The sequence below is a fragment of the Bifidobacterium sp. LH_417 genome, from assembly GCF_056357035.1.
In genome coordinates this window covers 16,548-39,134 of the sequence record NZ_JBKEVI010000003.1, presented here as the reverse complement: position 1 = coordinate 39,134, position 22,587 = coordinate 16,548, and the positions used below count along the sequence as shown (strand labels likewise).

Annotated in this window: 19 protein-coding genes; 4 read left to right on the top strand and 15 right to left on the bottom strand. The window is 65.2% G+C overall.

Going from position 1 to position 22,587, the window contains the following annotated elements:
* Positions 1–36: 36 nt before the first annotated feature.
* Both AC1AYR_RS03145 and AC1AYR_RS03140 read right to left on the bottom strand, forming a co-directional pair.
* Complete coding sequence (locus AC1AYR_RS03145; protein ID WP_476511453.1) at positions 37–960, bottom strand: hypothetical protein; 924 nt, start codon at positions 958–960, stop codon at positions 37–39.
* A gap of 287 nt (positions 961–1,247) precedes the next feature.
* A complete protein-coding gene (locus tag AC1AYR_RS03140; RefSeq protein WP_476511454.1) occupies positions 1,248–4,127 on the bottom strand; it encodes a CAP domain-containing protein in 2,880 nt (959 codons plus the stop codon).
* 405 nt (positions 4,128–4,532) lie between these two features.
* Here AC1AYR_RS03140 and AC1AYR_RS03135 point away from each other — a divergent pair, with 405 nt between their 5' ends.
* Entirely contained in the window at positions 4,533–5,822 is a 1,290-nt protein-coding gene (locus tag AC1AYR_RS03135) for an alpha-amylase family protein (protein WP_476511455.1), read from the top strand.
* Between the two features lie 26 nt (positions 5,823–5,848).
* On the opposite strand, the gene AC1AYR_RS03130 is transcribed toward AC1AYR_RS03135, so the two are convergent.
* The 3 genes from AC1AYR_RS03130 to AC1AYR_RS03120 form a co-directional block, all read right to left on the bottom strand.
* Complete coding sequence (locus AC1AYR_RS03130; RefSeq protein WP_476511456.1) at positions 5,849–7,672, bottom strand: DEAD/DEAH box helicase; 1,824 nt, start codon at positions 7,670–7,672, stop codon at positions 5,849–5,851.
* Between the two features lie 140 nt (positions 7,673–7,812).
* Entirely contained in the window at positions 7,813–8,520 is a 708-nt protein-coding gene (locus tag AC1AYR_RS03125; RefSeq protein WP_476511492.1) for an SDR family oxidoreductase, read from the bottom strand.
* A gap of 168 nt (positions 8,521–8,688) precedes the next feature.
* On the bottom strand, positions 8,689–8,850 hold the full coding sequence (locus AC1AYR_RS03120; RefSeq protein ID WP_476511457.1) for a hypothetical protein: 162 nt from the start codon (positions 8,848–8,850) through the stop codon (positions 8,689–8,691).
* A gap of 211 nt (positions 8,851–9,061) precedes the next feature.
* Between AC1AYR_RS03120 and AC1AYR_RS03115 the strand changes: the two genes are divergently transcribed.
* Complete coding sequence (locus AC1AYR_RS03115) at positions 9,062–10,108, top strand: AraC family transcriptional regulator (RefSeq protein ID WP_476511458.1); 1,047 nt, start codon at positions 9,062–9,064, stop codon at positions 10,106–10,108.
* Positions 10,109–10,157: 49 nt separating this feature from the next.
* Here the strand turns inward: AC1AYR_RS03115 and AC1AYR_RS03110 are convergent, their stop codons facing one another.
* The 10 genes from AC1AYR_RS03110 to AC1AYR_RS03065 form a co-directional block, all read right to left on the bottom strand.
* Positions 10,158–11,459, bottom strand: coding sequence for a uracil-xanthine permease family protein (locus AC1AYR_RS03110; protein WP_476511459.1), 1,302 nt, complete (start codon positions 11,457–11,459; stop codon positions 10,158–10,160).
* 145 nt (positions 11,460–11,604) lie between these two features.
* A complete protein-coding gene (locus AC1AYR_RS03105) occupies positions 11,605–12,435 on the bottom strand; it encodes a histidine phosphatase family protein (protein WP_476511460.1) in 831 nt (276 codons plus the stop codon).
* 147 nt (positions 12,436–12,582) lie between these two features.
* Positions 12,583–13,284: a L,D-transpeptidase gene (locus AC1AYR_RS03100; protein WP_476511461.1), complete on the bottom strand. Its 702-nt coding sequence runs from the start codon at positions 13,282–13,284 to the stop codon at positions 12,583–12,585.
* A gap of 133 nt (positions 13,285–13,417) precedes the next feature.
* Entirely contained in the window at positions 13,418–14,395 is a 978-nt protein-coding gene (locus tag AC1AYR_RS03095; RefSeq protein ID WP_476511462.1) for an AEC family transporter, read from the bottom strand.
* Between the two features lie 26 nt (positions 14,396–14,421).
* Positions 14,422–14,754, bottom strand: a complete 333-nt coding sequence (locus AC1AYR_RS03090; protein WP_476511463.1) for a branched-chain amino acid transporter permease — start codon at positions 14,752–14,754, stop codon at positions 14,422–14,424.
* Complete coding sequence (locus tag AC1AYR_RS03085; protein WP_476511464.1) at positions 14,751–15,542, bottom strand: AzlC family ABC transporter permease; 792 nt, start codon at positions 15,540–15,542, stop codon at positions 14,751–14,753. The genes AC1AYR_RS03090 and AC1AYR_RS03085 overlap by 4 nt, the downstream gene beginning before the upstream one ends.
* A gap of 149 nt (positions 15,543–15,691) precedes the next feature.
* A complete protein-coding gene (locus tag AC1AYR_RS03080; RefSeq protein ID WP_476511465.1) occupies positions 15,692–16,243 on the bottom strand; it encodes a TetR/AcrR family transcriptional regulator in 552 nt (183 codons plus the stop codon).
* Between the two features lie 205 nt (positions 16,244–16,448).
* Positions 16,449–18,914 carry an ABC transporter permease gene (locus tag AC1AYR_RS03075; RefSeq protein WP_476511466.1) on the bottom strand — a complete coding sequence of 822 codons (2,466 nt, stop codon included), beginning with the start codon at positions 18,912–18,914 and terminating at the stop codon, positions 16,449–16,451.
* Positions 18,915–18,930: 16 nt separating this feature from the next.
* A complete protein-coding gene (locus AC1AYR_RS03070) occupies positions 18,931–19,632 on the bottom strand; it encodes an ABC transporter ATP-binding protein (protein WP_476511467.1) in 702 nt (233 codons plus the stop codon).
* 83 nt (positions 19,633–19,715) lie between these two features.
* Complete coding sequence (locus AC1AYR_RS03065) at positions 19,716–19,922, bottom strand: hypothetical protein (RefSeq protein ID WP_476511468.1); 207 nt, start codon at positions 19,920–19,922, stop codon at positions 19,716–19,718.
* Positions 19,923–20,046: 124 nt separating this feature from the next.
* Here AC1AYR_RS03065 and AC1AYR_RS03060 point away from each other — a divergent pair, with 124 nt between their 5' ends.
* Both AC1AYR_RS03060 and AC1AYR_RS03055 read left to right on the top strand, forming a co-directional pair.
* Positions 20,047–20,646: a TetR/AcrR family transcriptional regulator gene (locus AC1AYR_RS03060; protein WP_476511469.1), complete on the top strand. Its 600-nt coding sequence runs from the start codon at positions 20,047–20,049 to the stop codon at positions 20,644–20,646.
* A gap of 108 nt (positions 20,647–20,754) precedes the next feature.
* A complete protein-coding gene (locus AC1AYR_RS03055) occupies positions 20,755–21,615 on the top strand; it encodes a LysR family transcriptional regulator (RefSeq protein ID WP_476511470.1) in 861 nt (286 codons plus the stop codon).
* The last annotated feature ends 972 nt before the right edge of the window (positions 21,616–22,587 follow it).

Below are 22,587 nucleotides of genomic sequence, written 5' to 3'. Positions count from 1 at the left end.
ACGGAAAGGGAGAAGGAGATTGTCAGCGGGAATAGATTAGTTCCATTCGATCCAACCGCTACAAGAACTACCGTTGACGGAGGGGTCAACGGAACAACCAACCCAATTACCGTCGCCGGACAATTCGGCATCTCCGCCGACAGTGACGCCACCGCTGTTTCCGCCGCTGGGGGTGCTGGGCGCGGCCGCCTGGCCACCACCGGAATAGCCGCCACCCGTGTAGCCCGAACCACCGGACGTGTAGCCGGTGTTCGCATAGCCCGAGCCGGTGTAACCGCCGTTCGCATAGCCAGTGCCCGAGCCGGCCGTCGCGGTCGAACCGGCCGCGGACGCCTGGGCCGACTGTTCCGCCTCGGCCTTGGCTTTCGCGTCCGCGTCCTGCTTGGCTTTCACGCTCGCGTTCACCGCGGCCGTGGCCTCGCCGATCGCGTCCAGGTCGCGCGCCTTGATGGCCTTCGCCAGCCGGTCACGCGTCTTCGAGTCCGCGACCTTCCCATCCGAGGATTTCAACAGGGCGTTGGCGGTGTCCACGGTCTTGTCGAGCCTGGACGCCTCCACCGCCCCGACCGCCTTCTTCAGGCTCTTCCTGTGGGTCTTGTACCAGTCGGCCTGATCGCCGAGCCGCGTCACGGCCGCGTCCAACCCGGACTTCGAATCGGCCGTGCAACCCGCATACTCCGGCGTCTCCACGTTCACCGCCTTGGCGAGAGCGTCCACGGTTTTCGCGTCCTTCACGTCCGACGGTTTCACCTCCGCCATGCCGGCCGCATCCCCGTTCAGGAGCGTGTTGTACTCGTTCGCCGCCACACGCGCCGAATCCGCGGCCTCCGCACACGCCGCCCTCGCCACGCCCAGCTCACGCGCGTTCCACGCCGCATACCCGCCGAACCCGCCACCAGCCAGGACGAGCACCGCGACCGTCGCGGCCACGGGGAGCAGCCACTTCGGACGCGGCCTCACGGTTGCGGTTGAGACAGAAGTAGCACCGGCGACAACACCGGCACCCACATCCGCGGAAACACCCACATCCACACCATCCGGCAACGGTACTGGATGCGTTCCTCGTGTGCCTTCGGAAGGCAGAGGCACCGGGTTTCTTTGTTCGTTCATCGTCATCGTCCTTTGCTGAACAACCTCATTAACAGGTACGGCTGAGAGATGCCGTCGAACCGTCGACATCCCTCAGCCCATGGGAATCGGAAAGCTTCTCAACCTCGCAGCAAGTCGAGAAGCTCGTTACCGGTCAATCAGTCGATCCAGTGATCGGCGTGCTTGGCGGTCTTCCTGCGGATGAGCACGCAGCCGGCTCCGGCGACCGCGAGGATCGCGGCGAGCGTGAGCGTGGTGGTCGAGTCCGAGCCGGTCGTGGACAGTTCGCCCTGCTGGAGGGCGTCCACCTTGGCTTGGGCCTCGTCCACACCGTGCCGCGCGTCCTTCACCGTGTCGGCGGCCGCCTGCTGCTGCTTGGCGGCGTCGTCGGCCTGCCGCTTCGCGTCCGCTTCGGCCTGCTTGGCGGCGGCGAGCTCCTTGTCGGACGCGTCCTTGTCGGCCTTCCTGGCCTCGTAGTCGGCCTTCGCCGCATCCAGCTTCTTGTTCGCCTCGTCGAGCTTCGCGTTCGCGTCGGCCAGCTTCGCGTTCGCCTCGTCCAACGCCTTGTTCGCCTCGTCGAGGCGGGACTGGGCGTTCGCGTACCGGTCGATGTCCTTGTTCGCCTGGTCGAGATCAGCCTGGGCGTCGGTCTTCGCGGTCTCGGCGGCCTTCACCTTCGCGGACGCGTCCTTGACGGCCTGTTTCGCGTCGGCCAGCTTTTTGTCGGACACGGCCTTGTCCGCGTCGGCCTTCGAAGCCTCCTGTTCGGCGGCCTGCAACACGGTCTTCGCCTGCTTCAGCTCCGCTTCGGCCGCGGTCTTGTCCTCCGCCGCCTGGTCGATGCGCTTCTGCGCGTCCGCGGCACGGGATTCGGCGTCGCCGAGCTTCGACTGCGCGTCCGCCACGTCCTTCGACGCCGCGTCCACGGCGGCCTGCGCGTCCGCGGCCTTATCGGCGGCCGTCTTCGCAGCCGAAGCGGTCTTCTTCGCGGTCTGTTCGGCGGTCTCGCGGGCGGTCTGCGCGTCCTTGAGCGTGTCGGCGGCCTTCGCGGCCTCCTCCTTCGCCTGCTTCAACGCGGTCGCCTTGTCGCCCTGCGCGGCCAGCGCGTCCTCATACGCCTTCCTCGCCTCGGCCAGCGCCGCCTGCGCATCCGTGAGCGTGCCGTTCGCCTTGTCCAACGCCGTCTGCGCGGTCTTCGCCTGTTCGGCGAGCTTCGCATACGAGTCCGCGGCCTTCGACGCGGCCGCTGAAGCCGACTGCGCCGCCTTCAACGCATCCTGGTACGCTTGGGGCGCGTTCTTCAACCCGTCCATGTAGCCGGTGAGCTGCTTCTCGTACTCCTCGACCGTCAGATCGCCCGCGTTCTCCGCCTGCAAGCCGTAGTTCTGCGACTGGGTGCTGTTGTTGCCGTACCCGGAGCCGACCGTCCAACCGCCGCCGATCGTGCCCGCATGCGGGTCGATGATGTTCTGGTAGTGGCCGACCTTGTCGGCGAGCACCGGGTCTTTCGCGGCGAGCCCGTAGGGATTGTTGCGATACTGCTCCAGAGACGGGTCTTTCGCCACGGCCGCATCGAAGATGGCCTTCTCCTCCGTATACCAGCCTTCCGTCGGGTCCTCATACCCCCACGCGAGGTTCTGGCTGTAGTCGGTGTAGGCGTGGCCTCCCCACGCGCTGAACGTGTTGAAATCGGCGTTCGCCTGCGAGCGGATGTTCTGTCGCGCGCTCCACTGGAGCTCGCTCAAGCCGAGGCTCTTCCTGATCTCGTTGACCCTTTTCATCGACGCGATGGCCTTGACCATGTTGTCGAGGCTGAACGCGCTGTCCTTGTCGTAGGGGCGGATGTTGCCCTTGGCCACGTCGGACTTGAACTCGTCCGACCAGTAGCCGCCGTCGTTCACATAGTCGAGCGCCCCCTGGTACCCGTAGGTCTCGTAGAAGCCGAACGCGCCCTTGTCCCACTGGGCCTGCGCGTTGTCCGCCGCGGTCTTCTTCTCGTCCGCCGTCTTCTGCGCTTCGACGGCCTTCGCGTTGAGCGCGTCCGCGTCCGCCTTGCCCTGCACGGCCGCCTCGTCGGCCTTCGCCTTCGCCTCGTCCGCCGTCTTCTGCGCCGACTGGGCGTCCTTCACGGCCTGTTCGGCGGCGGCGAGCTTTGCGGCCGCGTCGTTCAACCCGGCGTCGCCCGACTCCAACTGCTTCACCTTCTCGTCGGCCGCCGCCTTCGCCGCCTTCGCGTCCGCCTCCTCGGCCTGATGGGCCTTCAAATCCGCCTGCGCCTTCGCGTCCGCCGCCTTCGCGTCCGCCGAAGCCTTGTCCGCGGCGGTCTTGCCGGCAGTCGCCTCGTCGAGACGCGACTGCGCATCCGTCTTATCCTTCTCCGCCAAGGTCTTGTCGCTCTCCGCCTGAGACTTATCCTTCTCGGCCTGAGCCTTATCCTTGTCGGCCTTGTCCGACTTCGCCTGCGCGTCGTCCACCGCGGACTGGGCCTCTGTCTTCTTCGCGTGCGCATCCGCGGCCGCCTTGTCGTTCACGTCAGCCTCGGCCTGCGCCGCCTGCTCGGCATCCTGGGCCTTCGACTGCGCGGCCTGCGCGTCCGACAGCGACTTCGACGCGTCGTCGAGACGCGACTGCGCATCCTGGGCGGCCGACTGGGCCTGCTCCAGCTTCGCGGGCGCATCCTCGGCATCCTTCGCGGCCTGCTGCTGGGCGGCCTGAGCCGACTGCTGATCCTTCACGGCCTGCGACTGGGCCGAATGGGCCTGCTGCTGGGCCGACTGCGCGTCCGACAACGCCTGCGACGCGTCGGCCAACGCGGACGCGGCCGCATCCGCCTTCGCCTGCGCCTCCGGCACGCCCGACGGGGCCACAGCCGCGACCTGCGCCTGCGCCTGCTCGACCTGCGCCTGCGCGTCCGACACCTGCTCCTGCACCGCGTCCGACACCGGCGTGGCCGTCTCATCCGCCATCGCCGCCTGCGGAGCCAACAGCGAACCCGCCGTCACCGCCACCGCGATAGTCGCCTTCGTCACATTCCTCATCTCGAGTCCTTCCACTCTCGGGGCGTGTGTCCAATCGTCTGCACGGGGGCACCCCTATGCCCCGCGCAGACCGTCAGGCGACCGTGGATTCGCTCCACGATTCCCTGACGTTCACCACAACCGGACAATTCGGTGAAAATCCGCATGAACACCGTCGTTCGAGGCGTGTCGCACATGTTGTTCACCGAAAATCCCGACCGGGTGAATCAGTTTGACAAGCCCATGATGCAAGCCCCCCCCCCGACAACATGCGGGCCGGAGACCATTATTCGGACTGTCTGTTCCGACTGTCGCGACGCAACGGCGCGCCATGCCTGCGGAACCGCCCTCCGCGTGAGAAAATAGACAAGGTGTCAATGCGGATGCGACGAAGGACAGGCATCCGCTTCGGACGGGAGGTACCTGATGGTTGCGAACAAGGCCTGCGAACTGCCTGACTGGGTGCGCTACGGCGTGTTCTGGCACGTGTATCCGCTCGGTTTCTGCGGCGCGGACATCCGCCCGCAAGGCCAGCGGGAATTCCACGGACGCGGACTCGACGCAATGATCGACTGGCTGCCCTACATGCGCGATCTGGGAGCGTCCGGCCTGCTGCTCGGCCCGATCTTCGAATCAGCCACACACGGCTACGACACGCTCGACCACATGCACGTCGACGTGCGTCTCGGCGGTGATGAGGCGTTCGACCGTCTCGCCGAGGCATGCCGGAACATGGGCATGTCCATCATCCTCGACGGCGTGTTCAACCACGTGTCCCGCCGCCACCCGGCCGTCCAGGCCGCCCTCGACGAAGCCGACGGCACGCTCTCCCCCGCCGACGACCCGTGGCACGGTCTCGTCAACACCACAATCGGCGCGGACGGCAAGCCGACGCTCGGCGTGTTCGAAGGCCACGGCGACCTCGTCGACCTCGCCCATGGCAGTGCTGAGACCGTCGCCTACGTGACCCGCGTGATGAACCATTGGCTCGATCGGGGCGCGTCAGGCTGGCGTCTCGACGCCGCCTACGCGGTGCCATCCGGATTCTGGGCGAACGTCCTGCCGCAGGTGAAGGCCGCACATCCGTACTCGTGGATCTTCGGCGAGGTGATCCACGGCGACTACCCGCGCATCGCCGTGGAATCCACCATGGATTCGATCACGCAGTACGAACTATGGAAGTCGATTCGCCATGCGCTCGAAACCGACAACTTCTTCGAACTCGATTGGAACCTCACCCGCCACAACGCGTTCCTCGACACGTTCATCCCGCAGACGTTCATCGGCAATCACGACGTGACGCGCATCGCCTCCGAAATCGGACCGGAGAAGGCGGCACTCGCCCTCGCCGTACTGATGACGGTCGGCGGCGTGCCCAGCATCTACTACGGTGACGAGCAGGGCTACGTGGGAGTCAAGGAGCAGCGGTTCGGCGGCGACGACGACGTGCGCCCCAAATTCCCGGACACGCCGGACCAGCTGTCGAAACTCGGCGAACCTACCTACAGACTGCATCAGGCGTTGATCGCGTTGCGCCGCCGCAACCCGTGGCTGCAGGACGCACGCGTCGAGAAGGATCAACTGGAGAACAAGCGGTACACGTACCGTTCGGTCGCGGCCGACGGGCACACGCACCTCCGCGTGGAACTGGACATCGAGCATACGCCGACGTTCACGATCTTCGATGCGGATGGTGCGGTGCTGTACCGGTACTGACGTTTCCCCCGGAGGCGCAGACGGCTTCAGCGGGAACGGAAGGGAACCGACTTGCGCTTGGAGTGACGGCGACGCGGACCGTCCGTCGAACCGTACTTGGCGATCATGCGACGGTCATGACGCTTCGCAGCCTCGCCACGCTCATCCCGCACGACGCGGTTCTCGTCATGGCGGTGGATGCGCTTGCCCCCGTTGCCGCCCTTGCCATTGCGGTCCTTACGATCGTTACGGCCATTGCGATCCGCACGCTCGTCGTCACGGCGGCCGCCTCGCTTGAAACGATGCGAGTCGCCGGTCTCGAAACGACGTTCACGGCGTTCCGCCTCGACGTCGCGCATGCCGGCACGACGTTCGGCACGGTTGCGGCGCTCATCCACCGGTTCCTCGTGACGTTCGACGAACGTGATGTTCGCGGGACGATTCGGCCTGGTCTCACCATCGCCGGCATCGCCACGGCCCTTGCCGCCCTTCACACGCTTCTCGGTCTTGGCGGCTTTGCCGCCGTTGTCCTTGCGCTTGCGCGGGTTGCCGGCCGGCTGCGTATCGTCGAGGTTCCAATCCTTGACGATCGGGGCGCGCTCCCCCACGAGCTCCTGCACTTCCGGCGAATCATGACGCACGGCCACCGGCTTCACGTCGATGCCGGCCGCCTTGAGCATGCGCTTCGCCTCGCGACGCTGGAACGGCAGCACGAGCGTCACCACGTCGCCCGTGTGACCGGCGCGCGCGGTACGGCCGGAACGATGCACGAACGATTTCGGATCGTCCGGCGGATCGACCTGCACGACGAGTTCGACGCCGCTCACGTCGATGCCTCGCGCCGCCACGTCGGTGGCGACCATCACGTTCACGTCGCCGTCCTCGAACGCGGCGAGATTACGGTCGCGCTGGTTCTGGTTGAGGTTGCCATGCAGCTGCGCCGCGGGCACGCCGCTGTTCGTCAGGCTCTTCGCGAGTTTCTTCGCCTGGAACTTGGTGCGCGTGAACAGGATGCGCTTGCCGGTGCCGGCGGCCAGCTGGCGCACCACCTCGAACTTGTCGTCCTTCGGCACTTCGAACACGTGCTGGGTCATCGTGTCGACCACGGCCTCGGGCTCGTCCACGCTGTGCGTCTTCGGATCGCGCAGGAACTCACGCACCAGACCGTCGACGCCATGATCGAGCGTGGCGGAGAACAGCATGTGCTGCGCATCGGAACGAACCTGCTTGAGGATGCGGCGCACCGGCGGCAGGAAGCCCATGTCGGCCATCTCGTCCGCCTCGTCCATGACGATGATCCGCACGTCGGACAGGGTGAGCAGCTTCTGGCGCAGCAGATCCTCGAGACGCCCCGGGCAGGCGACGACGATGTCCGCACCGGACTTGAGGTCGCGCACCTGACGGTTCTGCTTGACGCCGCCGTACACGGTGGTCGTGGTCATGCCCATCATGCGGGCGAGCGGTTCGAGCACGTCGTTGATCTGGTTGGCGAGCTCACGCGTCGGCGCGAGGACGAGACCATGCGGGTGCGGCAGGAATCCGCGCTCCTCACGTTCGGCGAGACGTTCGCGGCGGATGAACTTGACATTGCGACGGAATTCGGACATCGCCATGCCCGGCTCCCAGGCGGCCTCGCACAGGCGGGCGGCAAGCGGGATGCAGAAGGCAAGGGTCTTACCCGAACCGGTGCGGCCGCGTCCGAGGATGTCCCGGCCGGAAAGGGAATCGGGGAGGGTGTCCTCCTGGATGGGGAACGCCTCGGTCTTGCCGTCCGCATCGAGCACGCGGCACAACGGCTCGGGTACGCCGAGTTCGAGGAAGGTCTTGGCGCGCGTCTCGACGACGGGCGTGGAGAAGGTTGTATCTGGCACAACGGCCTTTCATGTCATATGGGATATGCGCGGTTTGCGCAAACCATACGACAGTACCGTAAGGCCGATACTTTGCGTGCGGAACCCGGCCGGGTGGCGACGCCGCAGCAGCGCGGACGCCTGACCGGGCAACGCGGCCGTCACACGTAGTTACGTTCGATGAGGATGTCGGAGACGGTGAGGTTCGCATCGTTGACGAGGTTGAACAGGATCACGTCGGCCAGCTGGCCCGGATCCATGAACGTGTGCTGCTTCTCCTCGGACACGTAGTCGTGGCTGTCACGGTAGAACGCGGTGTCGATGCCGCCCGGGTAGACGCCGACGATCTTCACGCTGGTGCCCTTGTATGCGGCCTTGAGGCTCTGCGTGTAGCCCTTCTCGCCCCACTTGGTCGCGCAGTACACGGATTCGTTCGCGTTGCCGCGCGTGGCGGCGGTGCTCATCACGTTCGCGATCTTGAGATCGGCCTCGCCGTCCGCCTTGAGCGTGGCGACGGACCACAGGATCATGCCCTTGAGACCCTTGAGACACTTGTCCACGTCGGCGGCCTCATAGGCTGTGGGTACCTTGAACGAGGGCTGGCCCGCGTTGTTGACGAGCAGGTCGACGTGTCCGATCCGCGCGATCTCGGCGATGGACGCGTTCACGAACGTCTCGTCGGAGACGTCGCCGACGAACGCCTTGTAGGATTCGGCGCCGAACTCGGCTTCGAGCTCGGTCTGGCGTTCGGCGTTGAAGTCCACGCCGGCCACGAACCAGCCCTTGGCCACCAGTCGCTTGGTCAGCTCATAGCCGAGACCGAGCGCGCTGCCGGTGACGATCGCGATGTTCTTTCCGTCCGATTGCATTGCCATATCCAGATCTCCCTCACGACGATGCGGGTTGCCTTGGTTCATGGTTCAGGCTATCGAACCGGTCAGACGCTTCTTTGCCGCGTCTCACGTCTCGCGTTTCGCCCGGCGGCGCACCGGTCCGGCCGACGATCCGGCCCGACGTGCCATGACGGCCTCGGCGCGTCACGCCATCTGCGCGACGTTCTGCGGATACCAGATGGAGAGCCAGTCGTCCTCGTACGGGCTGACGAGCCGCTCCGCCATCCACTCGCGGCAGGCGGCGAAGAAGCCCTCGAGAATGGAGACGGCCTTGACGTTCATTTCGTTGTCGATGATGCTGCGCATGGGAATCACTCCTTTGGTTTCGACAGGTCGAGACATGGCGCAATCGTCCACATCCCGACAGGTCGCATTCCTTTTTCCGTTCTTCCACTGCAGTGCGAAGATGCTTTAATCATATGGCTCCGACACGTTCCGACATGTCCGCATCATTGCGGCAACGACGATGATAATATCAAAATCGTATAAATCCCGTATCGGATGGAGGCCTGCGACGATGCCGGTGGAACCCGCGAAGAAGATCACCGTCTTCTCGGACATGTCCGAGCACATCTACTACAACATTCCCGAACTGCCGATTTACGCGCGCTGCGACCCGTTGTCCACGTTCGCCGACTACCGGTGCCCCTGCCATTGGCATCGCGACCTTGAATTCATCCACGTGGTGAGCGGCGACCTGCATTACTTCGTCAACGGCCGGGTGACGGTGCTGCATCCGGGCGAAGGCATGGTCGTCAACTCCAGTAGGCTCCACTACGGTTTCTCGCCTGACCGGCGTGAATCATGGTTCTCCTGCGCGGTGGTCTCCCCCTCGCTGTTCGAGAACCTGACCGCGGCGACGGGCACGCGATGCGCCCGCGCGTTCGCGCAGGACACGGCCGATTTCCTGACGCTCTCGCCGGATGTCGACTGGCAGCGCGAGGTGCTCATGGGCGTGGAGGACATCGTGCGCCTCATGCCCGGCGGCGGACTGCGGAGCTCCGCCGCGAGGGCGGCCAGACCCGACGAGGTGGCCGTCGCGAATCCGCTGCCGGCGGTGGCCGCCGCGATCTGTCTATGCGATTCGGTGCTCGACCGGTTCACACCGTGTTACGGCGGTGCCGGGAATCCAGAAGACGGGAATCCAGAAGACGGAAGCGCAGGCGACGGGAACGGGCGGCACGCGGAGCAGAGAAACGTCTCTGGAGGCCGGGACGCGAACCCGCGCGATCTTATGACCGTGCTCAACATGACCGGCCTCGTCCAGCAGCGTTTCGCCGAGCCTCTGGGATTGGACGACATCGCGGCGGCGGGAGGTGTGAGCCGCAGCCAATGTTGCATCCTGTTCCGCCGATACGTGCGCCGCACTCCCAACGAGTTCCTCGTCGAACGCCGGCTGGAGGAGGCGAAGCGCATGCTTGCCGTCACCGAAGCGTCGGTGGCGGAAACGGCGCGCGCCTGCGGGTTCTCGTCGTCGAGCTATTTCATCAGCGTGTTCCGCAGACGATTCGGCATGACCCCGAGGGAATACCGCAACCGCGATACGAAAAGCCCCGTCGCGTGAGCATGGTTCGCATACTCACGCGACGGGGCCTGGAACGGGCAATCCGGGATTAGAGGATGTCCGGATCGTCCTTCTCGATGGTTCCGGTGGCCTTGCCGATGGCCTTGAGACCGTGGTAGGCGACGAGGATCACGATGGTGCCGATGGCGATGCCGTTGAACGAGATGCCGTTCACGGTGAACGCGAACTGGCCGATCGCGATGATCATCGTGATGGCGGCGACCATGATGTTGAGCGGCTTGTCGAAGTTGACCTTGTTCTCCACCCAGATGCGGATGCCGATCATGCCGATCATGCCGTAGAGCAGCGTGGTGACGCCGCCGAGCACGCCGGCGGGGATCGTGTTGATCACGGCGCCGAACTTCGGGCACAGCGAGAGGATCAGCGCGAAGACGGCGGCGCACCAGTAGGCGGCGGTCGAATACACCTTGGTGGCGGCCATCACGCCGATGTTCTCACCGTACGTGGTGGTGCCGGAGCCGCCGCCGAAACCGGCGAGCGTGGTGCCGAGACCGTCGGCGAGCAGCGCGGTGCCCATCTGGTCGTCGTAGTCACGGCCGGTCATCTGCGCCACGGACTTGACGTGGCCGACGTTCTCGGCGACGAGCACGAGCACGACCGGCAGGAACATCGGCAGGATCGTGAAGTCGACCTGCGGGGTGTGGAAGTGCGGCAGGCCCACCCATGCGGCGTCGGCGATGGCGGAGAAGTCGACCTGACCGCGGAAGCAGGCGTACGCGTAGCCGACGATCACGCCGAGCAGGATGTTGAGTCGGCCGAGCAGTCCCTTGAACAGTACGGCGATGAGCAGCACGGCGAGCAGCGTGACGATGGCCGTGTCGGGCGCGGCCTGGAAGTTGTTCCACACGCTGGGCGCGAGGTTGAAGCCGATGATCGCGACGATGGCGCCGTTGACGACCGGCGGCATGATGATGTCGATCCACTTGGCGCCCGCGTAGTGCACGGCGACGCCGATCAGGGCGAGCAGGATGCCGGTGGCCATGATGCCGAAGCTGGCGACGGCGATGCCCTTGTGCGCGGTGGTGACCGCGGTGATCGGCGCGATGAAGCCAAAGCTCGAACCCAGGTAGCTGGGCAGCACGTTCCTGTTGATGAGCAGGAACAGCGCGGTGGACATGGCGGTGAAGAACAGCGTGGTGGACGGGTCGAATCCGGTGAGGATCGGCACGAGGAACGTGGCGCCGAACATGGCGATCACGTGCTGCGCGCCGATGCCGGCGGTGCGCGTCCAGGTCAGGCGCTCGTCGGGCTCGACGACCTCGCCGGGCGCGAGCGTCTTGCCGTCGCCGTGCAGCTTCCACTGGAAGATGTTGCCTTTGGGTTCGCTCATAAGATGGCTCTCCTTAGCTTCTCTCTTGCGGGGCGTACCTCACTCCCCGCGATTCGAAGCCATTGTAGCCGCCCTATGGTCACATGCCGTCACGGTCGGGTTCGATCCGTCGGGACGTCTGGCCGTCGGGACGTCCGGCCGTCGGTCACCTGCCGTGGTATTCGAGCAGATGCGGGTCGACGGCGTGCACCACGTCCACGAGGTCGCCGTTGGACAGGTAGGGGCGTTTGAACTCGCGCCACGGGTCCACCTTCACCTCCCATTTGCCGGTCTCCTCGTTGAGGACGGGGCGCGCGGTCTGCTCCCAGTGCATGCGTTTGGCGGTGCGGCCGGTCTCCGGGTCACGGCGCGTGTAGTGCAGGCAGGTGCAGTTGGTGATCGCCCAGTCCGGGGATGCGGCGCGGTGCAGGAACTCCTCGTCGGAGAGATCCTCCAACGTGAGCATAAGCGCGAGCATGAAGTCGCCGTGCGTGACCATGACGACGCTGCCCAGATCGGATTTGCGCGACAGGGAGCTCAGCACGTTGTGCACGCGGTCCTCGGCCACGTCGGCCACGGATTCGCCCGCCGGCGGCCGCCAGTACAGCGGGTCCGTGTTCTTGAACATCCAGTTGCGCGCGTAGTTGGTTTTGAACTCGTCCTTGGTAATCGTGTTGATCTCGCCCCAGGAGCGTTCGCGGATGACGCGGTTCTCCTCCCATTTCGCCTTCGGCAGGGCCATCGTGGCGGCGGTTTCGCGCGTGCGCACGTATGGGGAGACGAGGTAGCGGTCGAACAGCTGCTGCTGCCCGACGAGCCAGCGGCCGATGCAGTCGGCCTGCTTGCGCCCGGTGCCGGTCAGACGCCACGAGCGATCGGGGACGGTCACATTGTCCTGCGTGTACAGCGAGTTGTCGCCCCGGTCCCCCGCCTGGACGATGATGTTCGCCTCGGATTCGCCGTGTCGGATCACGTACAGGTCGAGCGGCATGCTCATGAGCGTCTCCTTTCCGTCGTGCCATCCGCGATGATCGTGTTCCGGAAACGGCCGGAACATGCGGCGCATACGGTTTTTCCAGCATAATCGAAAAGCCGTCCCGCGTATGGGCGTCATACGCGGGACGGCGGAAAGTTCACCGAGAATTCAGGCGATGGTGACGGGCGTGCCGTCGGGCAGCTGCTCGTACAGCCATTTCGCGTCGGCGACGCTGAGACGCACGCAGCCGTGCGATGCGGGCTGGCCGAGTTTCGCCCCTTCGTCCTCCAGATACTCGCCGAAGTTCTGGCCGGTGGGTACCGTGTGGAACAGATAGGGGCCGTAGAAGCGCACCCAGTAGTCGGCGCCCATGCCTTCGGACGCGTTGAAGAAGTGCGTGCCTCGCGCGTCGACGGTGTAGGTGCCGTACGGTGTGGAATCGTCCATGCCGGTGCTGGTGATCATCGTGTAGATGGTCTGCCCGTCGGATTTGACGTACGCCTTCTGGTCGGCGATGCTCACGTCCACGCTGATGTTCGCGTATTGCGAGAGGTCGGGTTGGGGGCCACCGGTGGGGTTCGTCCATCGCGCGCGCTGCTCCTCGGCCTCACGCTGCTTGGCGAGCGTCTCGTTGACTTTGGGGACGGACTTGCGCTTCAGCGAGGCGGATGAGGTGTCGACGCGTTCGATTCCGGCCTTGCCGTTCGCCGCTGCGAGGGCGGCGTCGCGTTCGGAGGCGCGGGCCTGCCATAGGGCGACGGTGCCGCAGAGGACGACGGCGAGCACGGCGCAGAGCATGGTCTCCCCCATCAGGAGCCAGTCGGTGCGTTTGCGGTGCAGTCCGACGTATGTCGAGCGGCGTCCAGCCATATTTCCCCCAATGTGTCGCGATTCCGATGGTGCGATGGCGGACACGCGAATCCGTGGTTCCGCCGGAATTCCCCTTGATGATACCTGACTGCGGCGACTCGCGCGGGTGGTGCGACGGCGGGTCGTCACGCGTTCAGAACACGAGGAACGAGACGGCCGTGAGCGTGAACAGGCTGGCGACGGTGGTGACGAGCACCATGCCGATCGCGTATTCGGGCTGGTTGTGTTCTCGTTCGGCGAACATGACCATGGTGCTCATGGTCGGCAGTCCGGAGACGAGGGTCATCATGTGCACCATGTCCGGGTTGGCGGCGCCGAGGCCGATCATCGGCGGCACGAACGTGAGCAGCGCGTAGAATCCGACGGGGACCGCGAGCATCTTGACGGCGACGCCCACGTACAGCTCGTATTTGCGCAGGATCCCAGTCCAGTCGCGGATGGCGAACAGCCCGCCCAGGTACACCATGGACAGGGGTGAGGCGGTCGAGCCGAGCGTCTTCAACGGGGTGAGCACGACGTCCGGGATGGTCACGCCGGCGAGGATCAGCACGACGGCGAGCACAACGGCGATGAGCGCGGGGCTGACGAGCGGCGCGAGACGGTCAAGCCAGCCGTGCGCGGGACGCTCGTCGGCGATGGACTGCCGGTCGTCGACTTTCTTGCACGTCCACACGCCGTACGTCCACAGCAGGAACTGGTCGACGATGGACATGAGCGCGAAGTACAGCGCGCCCTTGCCGGGGAACAGGGCGAGGATGAGCGGCAGACCGATGAACCCGGCGTTGCCGAACGCGAAGCAGCCGCGGAACATGCGACCGCGTTCGCGCTTCAATCGCAGTACGTAGGAGAGCAGCGTGAACAGGCCGATGAGCAGCGCGTACATGACGAGCGTCATCGCGATGATCGCGTCGGAACCGATGAGGTCGGCGCGCGTGGTGCCGGACACGGCGTTCGAGAAGACGAGCAGCGGGATGCCGGCTTTGAGGATGAACGCGCAGACGCCGTTCAACGCGGCCTCGCCGAGCACCTTCGTTCTCACGCAGATGTAGCCGACGATCATCATCACGGCCATGCCGATCATCTGCTCCAGCACGATGCCGAACTGCTGCATTGTCTACTCCCCCTTCGTAGCGGGTCTCAGAACACGAGCTGCACGAGCAGCATGTACACGATGGTGCCGCCCGCGATGGAGAGCAGCATGCTGCGCCGCCACAGGTGCAGCGCCACGATCACGAGGCAGGCGATGAGCTCGGGCAGGCCGTGGCTGCCGGTCAGGACGGGCGTGTTGCGCAGCGAGTAGACGACAAGCAGTCCGGTCATCGCGTACGGCAGCACCTTGCCGAAGTATTCGATGATGCGTGGCGGCTGCTTCGACTCGGGGAACACGAGGAACGGCAGGAACCGGGTGAGCATCGTACCGGCCGCCACCACGGCCACGGTGAGCACCCCTTGGATCATCGTCATCGTCATCGCGTCGTCTCCTTTCCGCCGTGTTCCGCCGATTCGGCGGCGTCTTCGTCGTCACTGTCGGTCGTTCCGTGCAGGTCGTCGAGGCGCGGGCGCAGCAGGACGAACAGCACGATCATCGCGACCAGCGAGGGGATCATGAAATCGTCCGGACCGAACGCGACGAGGCAGGCGAGGGACGCGAGCACACCGACGACGGCGCTGACCCGGCCGCGGCGACCGGTGCCCGCGCCGAGCCACTGATCAAGGAAAATGACGAGAAACAGTGCGGTGAGCACGAATTCAAGGCCGTCCGTGTCGAACGGGAGGTTCGAGCCGATCACGCCGCCGAGCGTCGCGCCCGTCACCCAGTACGTCTGGTTGAGCACGGTGACCCACAGGTAGAACCAGCCGCGGTCCACGCCGTCGGGAATCCGCGCGGAGGAGTTGATGGCGAACGTCTCGTCGCACATGCCGAAGATCAGATACGGCCGTTTCCATCCGAGACCGCGGAACCTGCCGAGCATGGACAGGCCGTAGAACAGATGGCGCGCGTTGACCATGAGCGTAAGCAGGAACGCGGCCACGGGGTTGAACGCGGAGAGCAGCAAGTTCACGGTGACGAACTCCATCGAACCGGCGAAGATGAACGCGCTCATGCACATCGGCCAGACGAACGAGAATCCCTTCGTGCCCATGAGCATGCCGTACGAGCACCCGAGAAACAGGAATCCGAGCGCGATCGGCACGGTGAGCGGGAACGCCGCCTTCAATGCCTTGAGGCGCATGCCGCGCCGTTCCTGCCGTCCCATGGGCATCTTCCTCCGCTTCTCCGATGGAATCGATTGCGGCGGATATGGTAACACGATGCGGACTTGCCATGACCGAGCAGGTTCATTTCGCCCGACTTGCGCACCGTGCGGCACATCGTCTTGCGGTGAAGGCCGCGGCCGGCTGGCGGTCAGTCGGCGTGGACGACGCGACGCACGGCCTCGCGCACGGCCGCGGTGTCAAGCGTGGCGTCGCCGAGCGCGCGATGCAGGGTGAGGCCTTCGATGAGCGCGTCCAGCATCGCGGCGGTCGGAGCGTCGAAGAACCGTTCCAGTTGCGCACGGCTGGCGGCCATCCATCGCTCGGTGATGTCGCGATAGGAGGCGTCGCGGGCGGCGATGGTGTACAGCTCCATGTTGATGGTGAGATCGCGCTGCGTGCTCACCAGATCGGTTTCGACGTGGCGGGCGACGGCCTCGCATGCGCCGTCGGCATCGGTCGCCTCATCCATGCGCGCCGTGAACGCGGCGATGCAGCGATCCGCATACCGGTCGAACGCCTGGTGCAGTAGGTCGGCCATGCCGTCGAAATGGTAGGTCATCGACCCGAGCGGCACGGTGGCGGCCGCTGCGATGACGCGATGCGACGCGCCGGCGACGCCCTTGTCCGCGATGACGTCGAGACACGCTTCGATGATGCGTTCCTTGCGATCCGGATCGAAACGACGGGTCGACTCCCCCATGGCGCACCTCCTGGTCGGTTGTTCGTTTCCCCAGCCTACACGCCATAGTGTACGTTCGTACACTCCGATGTGTACCATCGTACACATCGCCGCCGGTATCGTATTCCCGCCGACGGCGCACCTTGTCTCGAACGACATGTGGGCCCCGCACCCTCTTGCCGCAGGATGCGGGGCCCACGCCGTTGGAGCCGAAGCTATGGCGACGTCACTCGGGGCTCTTCAGCGCGCCGACCATGTCGATGCGGTCGAGCGAACGGTCCGTCGCGCGACTCACCAGCAGGGTGAACAGCAATGCCAGCGCCGCTGCGGCCGCATAGCAATACCACGGCACGTTGGGCACGATGGTCATGCCCGGCAGGTCAAGTCTGCTCACGAGGAAGCCGAGCAGGCCACGGCCGCACGGCAGGCCGATGGCGATGCCGAGGCACGCAAGCAGCAGCATCTCCTTGTCCACATAGCCATGCACCTCGCGTCGGCGGAAGCCAAGCACCTTGATGGTGGCGAGTTCGCGCTCACGTTCGGAGATGTTCGTGGAGGCCAGCGTGTACAGCACGACGACCGCGAGAATCGCGGCCATGGCCACGATGAAGCCGATCATCACGAAGAAGATGAGGAAGCTCTTCGAGAAATCACGCTCCTGCTTGGCGGAACTCGTCACGGACAGGTACTCGCTCTCGCCGGCCAGTCGGTCGGCGAACGCGATCTGCGCGTCGTCGTTGCCCTTCACCTTGATGAGGTCGGCGTTCGGCGCATAGTCGGCATCGAACGCCTTCTCGTACGCGGATTGCGTCATGAACACGACATTGCCCGTGTAGTACTGGGCGATCACGAACACGGTCCGTTCGGTGGAGTTCGCCATCGCATCGGTCACATCGACCTTGGCCCCCTCGACGAGCGAGAGCTTCCTCGCGGCATTCTCGGTGACGACGATGCCGCCTCCGGTCAGGTCGTCGCCGTCCGCGCCGTACAGGTCAATCGGAGTACCCGCTGCCGTCTGTACGTTGATGTAGCCGTTGAGCGACTCGCCGTCCGGGACGACCATGAGCTGCGCGGTGAGTTTCGCGTCGTGGTCGTCCGCGTCCGTGGAGGACAGCGTGACGGAACCGAGTTGCAGCGGCAGCGCGGATTCCACGTCGCCGTCCTCGTCGAGGGCCTTCTGCGCCTTGCCGTGGTCGGCGGCGGAGGTCACGGCCATCACGTCGTAGACGGAGATCTCCGAGTGCTGGCGCGGCATGAGCGTCAGCGCGGAGGAGCCCACGCCGAATCCGGCCGTCATGAGCGCGGTGCAGCCGAGCACGCCGATGATGACCATGAGCGCGCGCGACTTGTAGCGGAACAGGTTGCGTGCGGTCACCTTGCCGAGGAAGCTCAGATGGTTCCAGATGAAGCCGATGCGCTGCAGCACGATCGTGCGGCCGGCCTTCGGCGCTTTGGGACGCATGAGTTCGGCGGGTTCCAGTCTCAGAGATCCCATGCAGGCGATTACGGCGGCACCGGTGATGACGACGACGAACAGCAGCACGCCGGCGACGGCGAGACGCCAGTCGACGAGCAGCGGGTATGAGGGCAGCACGTAGATGCGGCTGATGAGTCGTCTCGTGAACACGAACGGCAGTCCGATGAGGCCAAGCAGGTCGCCGATCACACCGCCGAGCAGGCAGGCGGCGAAGGCGTAGACGAGGAACTTGAGCATGGTCTCGTGACGCGTGTAGCCGAGCGCCTTGTAGGTGCCGATGAGCTGGCGGTCCTCCTCGACCATACGCGTGATGGCCGTCAGGCTCACCAGCAGCGCGATGACGAGGAACAGCACCGGGAACAGCGTACCGAGACGGGAGATCATCTCGCTCTGCGTCTTCACGTCCTCGTAGCTGGTCACGGCCGACCGGTCGCGCACGATCCATGTCGCGTCTTCCGACGTCGTCGCATCGACGGCGTCCTTCGCGTCGTCGACCGTCGCGAGATAGTCGTCGTCGTAGGTGTTCATCGCCTTCGCGCCTTTCACCGTGACGACGGCCGACGTGTACGGGACGGCATCGTTCGCGACGGCGTCGGACGAGACGAACATCGGATAGACGGTCTTCGCGCCCGTCACGAGGGCGAGCGGGCCGGTCGGGTTCACGATGTCGTTCGGGTCGATGACGACGCCGACGATCGTGTACTCGCCATCGTCGAAGACGGCGGGCGGGCCACCGGCCGCGGAGGCGTCGGGCGTGAACGTCATGGCGTCGCCGATGCGCTTGCCGCTGTCGTCGAGATACTGCCGCGTGACGGCGATTTCGCGCGCGGCCTTCGGCAGGCGGCCGTCGGTCAGGTACGGCTTGTCGATGCCGCGACCGTTCGTCGCCGTGACCGTGGCCGACGCGCTTCTGCCGTCGATTCTCGTCGTCACGCTCTGCGCGTGCACGCCGGCCGCATCGGCTACGCCGTCGACGTTGCGCAACGCGGCGATGTCGCCGCCACCGAAGCCTCGCGTCGAGACGATCGACACATCATGCATGTTCGTTTCGTCGAAGAAATCGTCCAGACCGGCGCGGATGTCCTTGCCGACGGTGTTGAGCCCGCCGAGCATCATCGCACCGACCGCCACGATGACCACGATCGCCGCGAAGCGTTTCCCATTGCCGCGGATCGCCCGCCACGCGTCCTTCCAGAGTGCGGTCTTCCTCAGCATCGCGAGTTGCGCTCCCCTACCATTCGATGTCGGCGATGGGCGTCGGATTCGCATTGCGCGTGATCTCGGTGACCTTGCCGGAACGGAAGCGGATCAGACGGTCGCCCATCGGCGCGAGGGCCGAGTTATGCGTGACGAGTGCGACGGTGATGCCGCGCCGGCGGCAGGAGTCCTGCAGCAGCTGGAGCACCTCTTTGCCTGTGTTGTAGTCGAGTGCGCCGGTCGGCTCGTCGCATAGCAGGAGCTTCGGGTTCTTGGCGAGGGCGCGCGCGATGGACACGCGCTGCTGCTCGCCGCCGCTCAACTGCGCCGGGAAGTTGTTCAGGCGTTTACCCAGGCCGACCTTCTCCAGCGTCTCCTTCGCGTCAAGCGCGTCGGGGCAGATCTGCGAGGCGAGCTCGACGTTCTCCAGGGCGGTCAGATTGGGCACGAGGTTGTAGAACTGGAAGACGAAGCCCACGTCGAACCGGCGGTAGTCGGTCAGTTGCGCCTCGTTCGCCTTGGTGACGTCCTTGCCGTCGATGACGACCGAGCCCGAGGTGGCGCGATCCATGCCGCCGAGGATGTTCAACGCGGTGGACTTGCCGGCGCCCGAAGCGCCGAGGATGACGGCCAGTTCGCCTTTCTCGATGTCGAAGGTCGCATGGTCGAGCGCAAGCACGGCGGATTCCCCGCTGCCGTACCGGCGAACCACGTCATGGAATTCAAGGAAGCTCATCGTTTCACCTCTCTATATCGACGCCGATGCCGTCTTCCATTCTTCACCGGGCACCTGAGAGCGTAACCCATCACACCGTAGGGTTAAATCCCCATATCTCGATACCATGTCGGGTTTATCCGCCGGAAACCATGCCAGACAAGCATGAAACCGGCCCATGCAGGGTTGTCCGGCACATTGCCCTGCCAGACAACACCAAATCCCCTTCGCGCGTGGTTGCCCGGCAGAAATCCATGCCACATAACCAAGCAGAAGCGCGAAATCAGGTTGTCCGGCACATGTCCTCCCATGATCCGCATTCCTCGTTGCCCGCCTCCCCTGCATGCGGACCAGGAATCACACCCGAAGGAACGAACCCGATAGGATGTTGGGTTATAGTCATGTCGCCATGGCGAACAGGGACGAGGAGGGCATGTGGCACGACCGAAAACCGGCGAACGAACGGCACCGGAGAGGATGCAGGAGGCGTTCTGGAGACTGCTCGAACGCAAACCCTATGCGCAGATCACCATCAGCGACATCACACGCGAAAGCGGACTGAACCGTAGCGCGTTCTACTACCATTACGCCAACATCCCCGAACTGGCGGACGACGCGATCGCCGCCATCTACGAACGTCCCGAGGTGACCGCGTTCATCGCGCACATCATCCGCAGGGACAGCGACATCGGCACGATGCGCGAACACGCGATGCGATACGTCGCCGACCCCTCCTGCCGCACGAGCCTCCATCGGCTTTCACTCATCGTCGGCCCCCACGGATCCGCCGGGCTGACGACGCAGCTGAAAGGCTATCTGCGGACGATATGGCTGTCGATCATCGGCGTGGACCCGGAACGGCTCGACCTGAACCAGCAGATCGTCGTCGAATTCGTGTCGAGCGGTATCCTCGGCCTCATCGGCAGGGCGCCGACGCTGTTCACCCCCGAAGGCATCGACGCACTCGCCTGCTCCGCGCTTCCGGACACGATCTCCCGACTCATCAATTCACTCAGGACGGACGATACGGACTGACGGTTCGGGCAGGCGGAGGCCCTGCCATGCCGCCGGCATCCGCGCATCTACAATGGTGGCATTGTAGTGGAATCGTGAGATGACACGGAACGCGGGAGGGAGACGGTCATGGAGCTGCGCGTATTGAGGTATTTCCTTGCGGTGGCCGAGGAGGGCAACATCACGTGGGCGTCGCAGCTGCTGCGCATCTCGCAGCCGACCCTGTCGCGTCAGCTGAAGCAGCTTGAGGAGGAACTGGGGGTCACGTTGTTCGAACGCGGCCCGCATGCGATCGCCCTCACCGAGGAGGGACGTCTGCTGCGCGACCGTGCGCAGACGATCATCTCGCTGGCCGACAAGACCGAGGGCGATCTGAAGCGTTCCGCCGGCGAGCTGGGCGGCGACATCACGGCGGGATGCGGCGAGATGGGAGGCATGGCGTATCTGGCGCGCCGCATGGCCGACTTCCGCGCGACGCATCCCGGCGTGCGGTTCCATGTGGTCAGCGCCACGGCGGACACGATCCAGGACCAGCTCGAACAGGGGCTCATGGATTTCGGACTGCTCGTCGAACCGGTGGACACCGACCGGTACGAGTACATGCGCACCGACATCACCGACCATTGGGCCGCGCAGGTGCCCGAAGGCCATCCCCTGTACGACCATGAGTCCGTATCGCCGTCCGACCTCGCGGGCGAATCCCTGCTGATGCCCTCGCGCGAGCCGGTGCAGCGGATGGTGCTCAACTGGTTCGGCCCGCTCGCCTCCAAGCTCACCGTCGTCGGTTCATGCAACCTGCCGGCGAACGGCGCGGCCATGGCGGCCAGCGGACTGGGTCTGTACCTGGGCCTCGACTACGGCGTCAGACATTCGGGCGTGCGCGCGGTACCGTTCGCACCGACGCTGAAGAGCAATTCGGTGCTCGTATGGAAGAAGCAGGGCGCCTCCTCCCCCGCGGCCGCCGCGTTCGTCCGGTTCCTGCGCTCGTAGGCGGCGGGGTGGAAGGCAGGGGAATACGGCTCTTCGTATTTTGGTGTGTATGGGCCGTGCGGTTGTGATTTTCATCTTCCTCCCGCTGGCGGGAGGTGGCGCGCAGCGCCGGAAGGTGGCCACGAGCGGGCAGACGCCGGGATTCCACCCCCTCCCCGAGGGGTGCCGCCACCTCCGCCACCGGCAGGACGACACACGTCGATATACGCGCCCCGACGTCAGCAATCCCGAAGATAAGCGGCCTCATCCGGGATTCCCGACGCCGGGCCTTCTCCCCCAGCGTCCCGGATTCGGGAAACGAGCGGCATCATCCGGGATTCCTGACGCTGAGTCATTCCCAGCGTCACATATCCCGGAGATGAGCGGCTTCATCCGGAATCCGGGATACTGACCCATTCCCAGCGTCCCGGATTCGGGAGAACGGCCCCGTCGTCCGGGATTTCTGACACTAGGGAGGAGCGGCCGGACAGGGAGCGACCTCCCGAAAGTGATGCGGGCGGCCGGCCTTCGAACCTGGGGATATCCCTGTGCTCCACAACAACGTGCGGGAATGGTGTTGTGGAGCGATGGTGCTCCACAACACGGTCATGGGAGGCAATTCGCGGGAGTTGTGGCGCAATATGAGGGTCCGGTCGCTCCACAACGCGCGGTGGGAACGATACCGGCTCCTGTCGTGGAGCAGGCCCGCTCCACAACAGGAGCGGAACCCGGGAATCCGGGGAGTAATGGCGCACTTTACGGGCCGGGAACGCCGAAAACAAGGGTTCCCACGGGGAACGCCGCGGGACTCCGCTCCACAACAGGCCCTCCGGCATGTGTTGTGGAGCAGACCGACCGAAACCGGGGCACAGAGAACCACACGCCGCACGTATCCCAAAAACGGCCGGCTCTACATCCGAAACGACCAGCCCCGCAACGGCGGACGCGTCGGATGCACATACCCTGCATAAACAAGCCAGCCGCAATACCAAA

Bases quoted from the DNA above. Each gene is read 5' to 3' on its own strand.
- AC1AYR_RS03140 (WP_476511454.1), bottom strand. From the start codon at position 4,127: ATGAGGAATGTGACGAAGGCGACTATCGCGGTGGCGGTGACGGCGGGT.
- AC1AYR_RS03135 (WP_476511455.1), top strand. From the start codon at position 4,533: ATGGTTGCGAACAAGGCCTGCGAACTGCCTGACTGGGTGCGCTACGGC.
- AC1AYR_RS03125 (WP_476511492.1), bottom strand. From the start codon at position 8,520: ATGCAATCGGACGGAAAGAACATCGCGATCGTCACCGGCAGCGCGCTC.
- AC1AYR_RS03120 (WP_476511457.1), bottom strand. From the start codon at position 8,850: ATGCGCAGCATCATCGACAACGAAATGAACGTCAAGGCCGTCTCCATT.
- AC1AYR_RS03115 (WP_476511458.1), top strand. From the start codon at position 9,062: ATGCCGGTGGAACCCGCGAAGAAGATCACCGTCTTCTCGGACATGTCC.
- AC1AYR_RS03110 (WP_476511459.1), bottom strand. From the start codon at position 11,459: ATGAGCGAACCCAAAGGCAACATCTTCCAGTGGAAGCTGCACGGCGAC.
- AC1AYR_RS03105 (WP_476511460.1), bottom strand. From the start codon at position 12,435: ATGAGCATGCCGCTCGACCTGTACGTGATCCGACACGGCGAATCCGAG.
- AC1AYR_RS03100 (WP_476511461.1), bottom strand. From the start codon at position 13,284: ATGGCTGGACGCCGCTCGACATACGTCGGACTGCACCGCAAACGCACC.
- AC1AYR_RS03095 (WP_476511462.1), bottom strand. From the start codon at position 14,395: ATGCAGCAGTTCGGCATCGTGCTGGAGCAGATGATCGGCATGGCCGTG.
- AC1AYR_RS03090 (WP_476511463.1), bottom strand. From the start codon at position 14,754: ATGACGATGACGATGATCCAAGGGGTGCTCACCGTGGCCGTGGTGGCG.
- AC1AYR_RS03085 (WP_476511464.1), bottom strand. From the start codon at position 15,542: ATGGGACGGCAGGAACGGCGCGGCATGCGCCTCAAGGCATTGAAGGCG.
- AC1AYR_RS03080 (WP_476511465.1), bottom strand. From the start codon at position 16,243: ATGGGGGAGTCGACCCGTCGTTTCGATCCGGATCGCAAGGAACGCATC.
- AC1AYR_RS03075 (WP_476511466.1), bottom strand. From the start codon at position 18,914: ATGCTGAGGAAGACCGCACTCTGGAAGGACGCGTGGCGGGCGATCCGC.
- AC1AYR_RS03070 (WP_476511467.1), bottom strand. From the start codon at position 19,632: ATGAGCTTCCTTGAATTCCATGACGTGGTTCGCCGGTACGGCAGCGGG.
- AC1AYR_RS03065 (WP_476511468.1), bottom strand. From the start codon at position 19,922: ATGGGAGGACATGTGCCGGACAACCTGATTTCGCGCTTCTGCTTGGTT.
- AC1AYR_RS03055 (WP_476511470.1), top strand. From the start codon at position 20,755: ATGGAGCTGCGCGTATTGAGGTATTTCCTTGCGGTGGCCGAGGAGGGC.